Below are 9,734 nucleotides of genomic sequence, written 5' to 3' on the forward strand. Positions count from 1 at the left end.
CGGGCCGAGGCTCGGAGCCCTCCTGGTGGCCCGAAGTCCAGTTCCCACCTACCACGTCGGGACGACCCGCCGCCCCGGCGTGGGGTTCTCCCTACCCTCGCGCCGGGGACGTCGGGCGGACCGGAGGGCGGGCGGTGACGCGACGGACGACGGACGGGGGCACGACGGGCGCGCGACGGGACGACCGGGGAGGAGCGCGGCGGGGTGGTCGACGTTTGCTCGCCCGCAGCGAGCAACGGACGACCACCCCCTTCGCCCGCGTCGGGGTGGTCGACCATTCGTCGCCCCCAGCGAGGGAACGGCGACCACCCTCCGGTGTCACGCCCACCCGGACGCCGCTACCGTCCGCGGCGTGCCGGACCCCCTTCGCCTCGTGGTCGCCGAGGACCACACCCTCATCCGCGAGGGGCTCGTGCGGATCCTGCGGGACCAGGGCTTCGACGTCGTCGGCCAGGCCGCGGACGCTCCGACGCTCGAGGAGCTCGCCCACGAGCTGCGCCCCGACGTGATCGTCGTCGACGTCCAGATGCCGCCGACGCAGACCGACGACGGCCTGCGCGCCGCCGAGCGGATCCGCCGCGCGCAGCCGTCCGTCGGGGTCCTCGTGCTCTCGCAGTACGTCGAGGAGCACTACGCGATGGAGCTGATCGGCGAGGACCCGCGCGGCATCGGCTACCTGCTGAAGGACCGCGTGGCCGACGTCGACGCGATCGGCGACGCGGTCCGCCGCGTCGCGGCCGGCGGCTCCGCGCTGGACCCCGAGGTCGTGGCGCAGATGTTCGGCCGCCGGCGCTCGGGCGACGTCCTCGCCGGCCTCACACCGCGCGAGCGCGACGTCCTGGCGCTGATGGCCGAGGGCCGGTCGAACATCGGCATCGCCGACGCGCTGGGGGTCACGGGCGCCGCCGTGGAGAAGCACGTGACGGGCATCTTCTCCAAGCTCGGTCTGGCGAAGGAGCCGACCGAGCACCGGCGCGTCGCGGCGGTCCTGACGTTCCTGCGCCTGAGCCACTGAGCGCGGGTTGGTCCGTCACCCCGAGCGCGACGCGCGCCTCTCGCGTCGCGACGGACCGGAGTGACGAGGGACCGGAACGAGCGCCAACGCGCCAACTTGTAGTTTCCCGCACAACGTTCGTAGGTTCGGTGGACACTCACCGTCTACCTGTTCAAGCGCCCACCACGGTGAGCGCCACGCCCAGCTTCGTGCCGGGCGGGACAGGCATCGAGGGCACGGTCGGCGATGGGGGATCTCGACCGTGCCCCCGAGCTCTTCGTCTTCCGGCTCCGCCGTACGACCGGCGACGCGCCGCTCGGCGGCCCGATGGTCCGGCCGCCTCGCGGGATCCAGGTCGCGCCGGCCTCGACGGCCGCGGTCAGGACAGCCGCTCGAGCGTGAGCGAGCACCCGATCTGGGAGCGGTTCGGGGCGCTCGGCGCGATCCGCACGCCGTTGCACTCGACCCGCGCCGACTCGCCTCCGCGGATGATCACGCCGGGATCCTCGTTGCGGGTGAAGCCCACGCCGGCGGACGATCCGTCCCGGTGGAAGAAGGCGACGCCGCCCGCGCTGAACGTCGTGATCCGGGAGTTGAGCGACACGCGGTCCTCGCCGACCGCGCGCTCGAGGGTGTGACGCGACTCCGCGCGGACGTTGCAGGTCCGCGCCTCCGGCGGGCACGCGACCGCGACCGCGCACCCGGGCTGGAAGACGCCACCCGCGGCCTCGGTCCCGATCCACTGCGGGGTCGTGCACTCGGCGAGGCTCCCGTCGGCGAGCGCGACGGTCCGCACGGTCGGGGTGCCCGAATCGGCGGGGAACGCGGGGGCCGGGCCGGCCTCGGGCGCGGGGGTCGGGGTCGGGGTCGCCGGCGGCGCCGGGACGGGCTGCGGGGCCGGCGGCGTGGCGCAGTCGTCGTCCTGGATCGTGATGAGGCCGTAGTCCCGGCGCGACCCCTTGCGGCGCGTGTGCTTGAGGACCCGCACCCGCGCGACCTCGGCCCCCTCGCAGACGGCGTCGTCCGTGGCCGTGAAGGCGACGGTCGCGACCATCGAGCGGCCGGCGCGGCGGATCTTCAGCTTCGACCGCACCGGTGACGTCCGGGCGGCGAAGTCCCCGGGTCTCGTCGCGGTGAGCGCGACGGCGTCGATCCGGAAGTCGCACGGCCCGTAGCCGCGCTGACAGGTGAGCTTGATGCGGAGGGTCGCGGTCTGACCCTCGGCGACGGTCCGGCTCGCGACGTTCGTGGGACGGACGGCCGATGCGTCGGCCGTCGCGGCCGCGGGCAGGGCGGCGAGCGACGCGGCGACGATCGCCAGGACGGCGAGACGGGAGCGGGTGGCGGTGGCGGGCATGGTGAGGTCCTCGGGAGCGGTGGTGAGCGATGCGCGCATGCTCCCGAGGCGCCCATGAAGCCCCGATGAAGGACCGGGGCCCGGGCGACTGTGGCCGCCGCCGCGGGCGGCGAACCCGCCGACGGCCGTCCGGCGACCACCCGGCCCGCGGGTCCGCGGGCTCGGGACGCGGACGGTGTCGACGCGGGGTGGTAGGCAGGACCGGTCCCGCATCCCCCAGGAGCCCCATGTCCGCCAATCCCCCCGGCCCCCCGCACGACCCGTCCCGGCCGTTCGAGGGCCCGCCCCTCCTTCGCCGCGCGCCCGGCCGCCCCGGCGCCTGGTCGCTCGAGGCGATGATGGTCGCCGCGATCTTCGTCGTCGGGCTGGCCGGCGGCGCTGCGGCGCTCGTCGCCACGGACCATGTCGCCCCGCACGTCTTCAGCGCCGTCGGCGGCTACGCGATCGCCGCGGCGGCCTTCGTCGTCGCCGGCACGCGCACGTCCGCGGCCGAGCGCTGGGCCGCGATCGCCGTGGTGATCGGCGCGCTCGCGTTCGCCACGGGACAGATCGACGGCCCGCGGACCGCACCGGGCGGCGACGACGAGGACGCGGCGCTGGTCGTCCCCGTACGGGGTGCGTAGGAGGGGCCTGCCCTCCGCGTCAGGCCCCCGCCACCAGCGACGCCGCGAGCCCGACCATGAAGACGGCGATCGTCGCGTCCAGCACCCGCCACGCCGCGGGCCGGGCGAAGACGGGGCGCAGCAGGCGGGCGCCCCCGCCGAGCGCCGCGAACCAGCCGACGCTCGCCACCGCGGCGCCGACGGCGAACCACCAGCGCAGGTCGCCGTGGTGGTCGGCGACGGACCCGAGCAGCACGACGGTGTCGAGGTACACGTGCGGGTTCAGCCACGTGAACGCGAGCACGGTGCCGAGCGTCGCGAGCCGCCCGGCCGACGGGGCGTCGTCGTCCGTGCGCAGCGCGTCGGGCCGGACCACCCGCCGGGCCGCCAGCAGGCCGTAGCCCAGCAGGAACGCCGCACCCGCGAGGCGCATCGTCGTCTCGAGCCCCGGGCGGCCGGCGACGAGCGCCCCGGTCCCCGCCACCCCGGCGACGATCAGCACGACGTCGGACGCCGCGCAGACCCCGACGACGAGCAGCACGTGCTCGCCGCGCAGGCCCTGGCGCAGGACAAAGGTGTTCTGCGCGCCGATCGCGACGATCAGCGACAGGCCGAACGCGAGTCCGGCCACGACGGTGAGCAGTTCGGGTCCCCCGGGCACGGCAGGGAGTCTGGGGCCGCCGCGATCGGTTCTCCAGCGAAAGATCCTTCAGGATCGTAAGCAGCGCTTCATCTACGATCCGGCGATGGACCTCGACCTCCAGCAGCTGCGCGCGCTGAGCGTCGCGGTCTCCGAGGGCACGCTCGACGCCGCCGCGCGCGTCCTCCACGTCACCCCGTCGGCGGTCAGCCAGCGGCTGCGGGCCCTCGAGGTCGCGACGGGCCAGGTGCTGCTCGTGCGCAGTCGGCCCGTCCGGGTCACGGAGGCGGGGCGCCCGGTGCTGCGCCTGGCCCGGCAGGTCGAGCTCCTGCTGACCGACACGGCGGCGGAGCTCGACCTCTCCGAGGACGGCGGGCGCGCGAGCCCGCTCCCGGTCGCGGTCAACGCGGACTCGCTGGCGACCTGGGTCCTGCCCGCGCTGCAGCCGCTCGCCGCCGACCTCTTCTTCCGCCTCTACCGCGAGGACGAGCGGCGGACGAGCGACCTGCTGCGGGACGGCACGGTCCTGGCCGCCGTCTCGACCGACGCCGAGCCGGTGGCCGGCTGCCGGGTCGTCCCCCTGGGCGCGATGCGCTACCGCCCGACCGCGGCCCCCGCGTTCGCCGCCCGCTGGTTCCCCGACGGCCCCGACCCGGCGTCGCTCGCCCGCGCCCCCGTCGTCACGTTCGACCGCGACGACCCGCTCCAGCGCGCCTACCTCGACGCGCACCGCGCACGGTCGGGCCCGCCCCTCGAGCCGCCGGTGCACTTCGTCCCCTCGTCGGCGGACTTCGTGGCGGCGGTCCGCCTGGGCTTCGGCTGGGGCATGGTCCCGGACCTCCAGGCCGACGACGACCGGACGGCCGGCGCCCTCGTGGACCTCGACCCCGACGGCGCCGTCGACGTCGCCCTCCACTGGCAGCAGTGGCAGCTCCGCTCCCCGGCGCTGGACCGCCTGGGCGAGGCGCTGATCGCGGCGGCCCGGCGGGCGCTGGTGCAGGGCCCGGCGAAGTCGTGAGCGATCGAGGACGGCCGCGCCGCGAGGCCCCACCCGGTGGCGGGGTCGGTCGATCGTCGGCCAGACGGTGTCCGGAATCGACCGCGGCGGCCCGTGCCCGCCGCGTCCCGCAAGGGGTCGGTCGATCGTCGGCCGGACGGTGTCCGGAATCGACCGCGGCGGCCCGTGCCGGCCACGTACCGACAGGGGGTCGGTCGAACGTCGGCCAGACGGTGTCCGGAATCGACCGCGGCGGCCCGTGCCGGCCGCGTACCGGCAAGGGGTCGGTCGAACGTCGGCCAGACGGTGTCCGGAATCGACCGCCGGCCCCCGTGCCCGCCGCGTCCCCGCAGGGGGTCGGTCGATCGTCGGCCAGACGGTGTCCGGAATCGACCGCGGCGGCCCGTGCCCGCCGCGTCCCCGCAGGGGGTCGGTCGAACGTCGGCCAGACGGTGTCCGGAATCGACCGCGACCCGGCACGACCACCGGCACCGATCCTCGCCCCGTCCGCCCCGTCCGCGGCCCGTCAGTCCGCCGGCGGACGCCGCGCCCCGTCCGCCCCGCGCCCCGTGGCCGGCCCGACCGCACGGCGTCCCAGCGGCAGGCTCGCCGTGAGGCTCGTCCCCAGCGGCGGGCGGCGGCGCGCGTCGGCGACCGCGAGCCGGCCGCCGAGCGCGGAGACGCGGTCCTCGAGGCCCCGGAGGCCGCTGCCGGCGTCGGGGTTCGCGCCGCCGTCGCCGTCGTCGCGGACCTCGATCCGCAGCTCGCCGTCCTCGACGCCGACGCGGACGAGGACCTCGCCCGCCGACGGCGCGTGCTTGGCGACGTTCGCCATCGCCTCGGAGATCACGAAGTAGGCGCAGCCCTCGATCTCGATCGGCCAGCGGTCGCCCGCCACGTCGACCTCGACGTCGACCGCCGAGCGGGCCGCGAGGGACTCCACGGCGGCGCGCAGTCCCCGGTCCGAGAGGATCGCCGGGTGGACGCCGGCGACGAGGTCGCGCAGGTCGCGGATCGCCTCCTGGACCTCGTCGCTCGCGCGCGACAGCAGGGCCTTCGTGTCCCCCGCGCCGTCGCCGACGACACGGCCCGCGGCGCTGCGCAGGGTCATCAGGACGTGGACGAGCCGCTGTTGCGCGCCGTCGTGCAGGTCGCGGCTGATCCGCCGGCGCGCGGCGTCCGCCGACGCGAGGATCCGGGCGCGCGAGTGGTGCAGCTCCAGCGCGTGCGAGCGGCCGATGCCGTCGGGCGCCTCCCCGCCCTCGGGGTCGACCTGGCGGAAGACGACGACCGCGCCGCGCCCGGCCTCCATCAACAGCGGCGACGAGGAGTACGCGATCGGCACCATCGTGCCGTCGCGGCGGACGAACCAGTCGAGCTCCATCCGCACGACCTCGCCGGTGGTGCGGGGCTTCAGCAGCATGCACTCCTCCGACGGGAAGTGCGAGCCGTCGGGGTGCTTGTAGTGGATCGTCGCGTGGCTGTTGCGGCCCAGGAGCTCGGACTCCTCGTCGTAGCCCAGGAGCGCGACGGCGGCCGGGTTGGCGAACTGCACGCCGCCGTCGGGGTCGACGACGTAGAAGGCGTCGGCGGAGCTCGCCAGCAGCGCCTCGAAGAGCTCCGGGCCCGGGTCGACGTGCGCCTCCTCGACGTCGTCGTCGTGCGTGGCGGCACCGTCGGGCCCGAAGGGGGCCTCGTCATGAGCGTGCACGGGGTCCACGGTTCGACGGTACCCCTGCCGCGCCGGCCGGCGGTTCCGCGCGCGGCCAGAACCGCCCCGGCCGCGTTGTCCAGCGTGTCGCGCACACGTGCCCCGTCGGTTGTTTGTAGGCACTAAGATCAAGCCATGCGTGACGTGACGCCGGCGGAACAGGAATATCTCGAGACGCTGCTGCACCTCTTCGAGGCCGGCCGGCCGCTCACGGCCGCCAACGTCGCGCGTGAGATGGCGCTGTCGGCCCCGACGGTGCACGAGATGGTCAAGCGGCTCGAGGCCGACGCCCTGATCGAGCGCGACGAGCGCAAGCGGATCTCCTTCACCGACGAGGGCCTCGAGATCGCCCGCCACGCCGCCAGCCGCCACCGGCTCGTCGAGCGTTTCCTGACCGACGTCCTCGGGATCCCGTGGCACGAGGTCCACGGCGAGGCCGAGAAGATCGACCAGGCGATGAGCCCGGCGGTCGCCGAGCGGATGCGCGTCGCCATCGGCACGGCGACGACGTGCCCCCACGGCCACCCGATCGCCGCCGGCAACCGCGTGATGTGCGGGACCCGCCTGCCCGAGGTCCCCGTCGGTAGCCGGATCACCGTGCTGCGCTTCGAGAACGAGCACGACGAGGTCCTCCGCGACCTGCACGACGCCGGGCTGAAGCTCGGCTTCGCCGCGACGGTGGCCCGCGTCGACAGCGACGCGGTGGTGCTGCGCACGGACGACGACACCGAGGCCCGCATCGACGCGGACGTCGCGAACACCGTCGCGGTGTGGAGCTCCGCGGGCGTGCCGCAGGGCGCTCCGGCCTGACCGACAGCGCCCGGCCCCGGCGCCCGCGGTGTCGCGGCGGCCGACGTCCGGGCCCCCGCGGAGGACCGGCGCCTCGCGGTGGCCGACGGCCGCGCCCCCACGGAAGACCGCAGCCTCGGGGCGGCCGACGTCCGGGCCCCGCGGAGGACCGCACCGCGCCGGTCCGGACGCGCCCCGAGCACGAAGCCTGCGCGCACGCCACGTTGCCGCGCTTGCGCTGTGCCCGCATCCGACGGACGATCGGCGGCCGATGACCGCGATCCGCACCACGGCTGCCTCGGAGCTGCTCGGCGTCTCCGCCAGCACGCTGCGCGGCTGGGAGCGACGCTACGGGTTCCCGACCCCCCAGCGCACCGGGGGCGGGCACCGGCAGTACGACCTGGGCGAGATCGAGGCGCTGCGCGAGGCGATGGGCCGCGCACCCGACGCCGCGACGGCCGTGGCGCTCGCGCGGCGCGACCACGACGCGGGCCGCGGCGGGGGCCGGGACCTCGCCGACCCGTTCGGCTCCCGCGTCGGCGGCTCCCGCGAGCACGCCTCCCCCGTCGACCGGCTGCGCCGCGCGCTGCGGCGGTTCGACGAGGCCGAGGCCGACCGCGTGGTCGAGGACTCCCTGCACCTGCGGTCGCTGGAGCGCTCGGTCGACGAGCTGCTGCTGCCCGCGATCGACGGCCTGGACCGCGAGCACCCAGGGTCGGTCGAGTACGCGTTCGGGCACCGCTGGGCCGGCCGCTGGCTCGCCGCGGCGACCCGCACCGCGCCGCCGGCGCACCGCCCGCACCTGGTGGTCGTCGTCGACGGCACCGACCACTCCTCCGTCGACGCGCTGCGCGTGCAGGCCCTGGACCTGGCCCTGCGCCGCGCCGGGGTCCTGCCGATCGCGGTGGGTGCGGAGCTGCAGCCGACCGAGCTGTCCCGGGCGCTGGGCCGGATCGAGCCGGCCGCCCTGGTGCTGTCGGGCCGCGGGGTCGCGCTGGATCGCCTCGGCCGGCTGGTCTTCGCCGCCCAGCGCGCGGCCGGCGGCGAGCTGCCGGTCCTCGACTTCCACGGGCCGCTCGTCGAGGCCCGGACGACCGGCGTCGAGCGCCTGGACCCCGCGCCGCTGGTGGCGCGGTCCCGACTGCTCCAGATCCTGGACGGCGACGCCGAGGCGCCGATCCGGATCCGCCGCGCCCGCTGAGCGCGAAGCGGCGGCCGACGGTCGGTCGGTGCGGCCAGGCGAGGCGGCGAGGCCCGGTAGGAGGTCGAGAGTGCGCTCGTCCTCCCCTGCGCAGGAGCACCACACTCTCGAGTCGGGGCTCCCGCAAGGCACGGGCGTGGACCGGTCGAAGGTGCGTTCCTCCTCCTCTGCGCAGGAGAAACGCGCTCTCGAGTCCCCGCCGACGGAAGGACCGCGTTGCGGCCCCGCCGGGGGAGGACGGCACGGCCGGCATGGTGTCCCGCCTGCCCCCCGCGTCAGACGACCGGCGGCTTGCGGCGCTCGTCGACCTCGTGGCGGACGGCCTCGGCGCCGCCGCTGGCCTGGAAGGTCTGGAACGCGCTGTAGCCCAGGCCGACCAGCAGGATCACGCCGAGGAAGAAGCCGAAGCCGAGGCTGCCGTCGGAGATCCGCTGGAGCACGAAGATCACGCCGAGGACGACGACGGCGAGCGCCCCGACGGACGAGAAGAGGTCCGCCCGGCGTCCCTCGATCGGGGCGGCGCCGGCGATGCGGACGCCCTCCCAGACCAGCAGCGCGATCAGCACGATCCACGTGATCGACCCGAACTGGTGCCAGCCGCCCTCGCTGACGCTGACCCCTCCGAAGGACACGTGGTACCAGGGGAGGAACGAGTCGACCAGGAGCAGCACGGCTGAGCCGAGGAAGAGCTTCTTGGTGGTGGGCAGGGCGGCGAGGTCCTGTTGAACGGGCACGGCGAGCTCCTGTGTACGGGGGATGGGTCTTGACGCGCGACACCTTCCTCCCTCCGCCCGCGCCGCACAAGGGCCGAAGGTCGATCCGGTCGCCGTTCGTCCCCGATCGCGGGAGATCCCCTGCGACGAACGTCCATTCCGGGCCTCCCGGTGGGACCGATCCGGGACCCGGCGACCGCCCGCGGAGGGGTCCTCGGCGCCTCGGGAGCCGCGAAGGTGCGGCGCACTGCCGGCGGATCGCCAGCGCGACGGGACACCGCCGCGGATCGCCGTCGCGACGGGCACTGCAGCGCATCGCCGTTGCGACGGGCCCAGCCGAGCCGCCCCTCACCAGAGCGGCGGCTGCTCCCGCTGGCGCTCGGCCGCGGTCTTCGGCCACCCGCCGGGCGGCGGCTCCGGCGCGTGCTCGGGGTCCCGCCACGCGGGCCGGTCCGCCGAGCGCGGCCCGGGCTCGGACCCGCCGCGCCACGGCGGCGCGTCCCGGGGGTCGTCGGCGGGGCGCGGCCGGTCGCGCCAGGGCACCCGCGGCCGGTACCGCTCGCTGCGGCGGCTGCTCCCCGACGCCAGGTCCCGGTCGACGTCGCGCAGCCGGTCGCGCCACGACCGCGGCGCGGGCGGACGCTCCGGGGCGGCGGGGCCGCCGGACGGGGCCGGGCCGCCGGACGGGGCCGAGCCGCCGGACGGGGCCGAGCCGCCGGACGGGGCCGAG

General features: G+C 76.3%; 9 protein-coding genes and 1 pseudogene. 5 read left to right on the forward strand and 5 right to left on the reverse strand.

Going from position 1 to position 9,734, the window contains the following annotated elements; all coding sequences use genetic code 11:
- Positions 1-352: 352 nt before the first annotated feature.
- Positions 353-1,015, forward strand: a complete 663-nt coding sequence (locus tag AB0L40_RS14230; RefSeq protein WP_364355360.1) for a response regulator transcription factor — start codon at positions 353-355, stop codon at positions 1,013-1,015.
- 358 nt (positions 1,016-1,373) lie between these two features.
- On the opposite strand, the gene AB0L40_RS14235 is transcribed toward AB0L40_RS14230, so the two are convergent.
- Positions 1,374-2,351: a hypothetical protein gene (locus AB0L40_RS14235; protein WP_364355363.1), complete on the reverse strand. Its 978-nt coding sequence runs from the start codon at positions 2,349-2,351 to the stop codon at positions 1,374-1,376.
- A gap of 227 nt (positions 2,352-2,578) precedes the next feature.
- Between AB0L40_RS14235 and AB0L40_RS14240 the strand changes: the two genes are divergently transcribed.
- Positions 2,579-2,974: a hypothetical protein gene (locus AB0L40_RS14240; protein WP_364355365.1), complete on the forward strand. Its 396-nt coding sequence runs from the start codon at positions 2,579-2,581 to the stop codon at positions 2,972-2,974.
- Positions 2,975-2,993: 19 nt separating this feature from the next.
- Here the strand turns inward: AB0L40_RS14240 and AB0L40_RS14245 are convergent, their stop codons facing one another.
- Positions 2,994-3,614 (reverse strand): LysE/ArgO family amino acid transporter, encoded by a 621-nt coding sequence (locus AB0L40_RS14245; protein WP_364355367.1) that lies wholly within the window; start codon positions 3,612-3,614, stop codon positions 2,994-2,996.
- Between the two features lie 85 nt (positions 3,615-3,699).
- On the opposite strand from AB0L40_RS14245, the gene AB0L40_RS14250 reads away from it, so the two are divergent.
- Positions 3,700-4,611: a LysR family transcriptional regulator ArgP gene (locus AB0L40_RS14250; protein ID WP_364355369.1), complete on the forward strand. Its 912-nt coding sequence runs from the start codon at positions 3,700-3,702 to the stop codon at positions 4,609-4,611.
- Between the two features lie 505 nt (positions 4,612-5,116).
- Here the strand turns inward: AB0L40_RS14250 and AB0L40_RS14255 are convergent.
- On the reverse strand, positions 5,117-6,310 hold the full coding sequence (locus tag AB0L40_RS14255) for a PAS domain-containing protein (protein WP_364355371.1): 1,194 nt from the start codon (positions 6,308-6,310) through the stop codon (positions 5,117-5,119).
- A gap of 126 nt (positions 6,311-6,436) precedes the next feature.
- Between AB0L40_RS14255 and AB0L40_RS14260 the strand changes: the two genes are divergently transcribed.
- Complete coding sequence (locus tag AB0L40_RS14260) at positions 6,437-7,111, forward strand: metal-dependent transcriptional regulator (RefSeq protein ID WP_364355373.1); 675 nt, start codon at positions 6,437-6,439, stop codon at positions 7,109-7,111.
- Positions 7,112-7,361: 250 nt separating this feature from the next.
- Entirely contained in the window at positions 7,362-8,291 is a 930-nt protein-coding gene (locus AB0L40_RS14265; protein ID WP_364355375.1) for a MerR family DNA-binding transcriptional regulator, read from the forward strand.
- Positions 8,292-8,566: 275 nt separating this feature from the next.
- Here the strand turns inward: AB0L40_RS14265 and AB0L40_RS14270 are convergent, their stop codons facing one another.
- Together AB0L40_RS14270 and AB0L40_RS14275 are read right to left on the reverse strand one after the other, a co-directional pair.
- Positions 8,567-9,025 (reverse strand): hypothetical protein, encoded by a 459-nt coding sequence (locus AB0L40_RS14270; RefSeq protein WP_364355378.1) that lies wholly within the window; start codon positions 9,023-9,025, stop codon positions 8,567-8,569.
- A 327-nt stretch (positions 9,026-9,352) separates the two neighbouring features.
- A pseudogene (locus tag AB0L40_RS14275) lies at positions 9,353-9,734 on the reverse strand (hypothetical protein); the annotation flags it as partial.

This window comes from Patulibacter sp. NPDC049589 (assembly GCF_040675535.1).
Taxonomy (GTDB): Bacteria; Actinomycetota; Thermoleophilia; order Solirubrobacterales; family Solirubrobacteraceae; genus Patulibacter.

Excerpts from the sequence above, each read along its gene's own strand:
- AB0L40_RS14235 (WP_364355363.1), bottom strand. The coding sequence starts at position 2,351 with ATGCCCGCCACCGCCACCCGCTCCCGTCTCGCCGTCCTGGCGATCGTC.
- AB0L40_RS14240 (WP_364355365.1), top strand. The coding sequence starts at position 2,579 with ATGTCCGCCAATCCCCCCGGCCCCCCGCACGACCCGTCCCGGCCGTTC.
- AB0L40_RS14250 (WP_364355369.1), top strand. The coding sequence starts at position 3,700 with ATGGACCTCGACCTCCAGCAGCTGCGCGCGCTGAGCGTCGCGGTCTCC.
- AB0L40_RS14260 (WP_364355373.1), top strand. The coding sequence starts at position 6,437 with ATGCGTGACGTGACGCCGGCGGAACAGGAATATCTCGAGACGCTGCTG.
- AB0L40_RS14265 (WP_364355375.1), top strand. The coding sequence starts at position 7,362 with ATGACCGCGATCCGCACCACGGCTGCCTCGGAGCTGCTCGGCGTCTCC.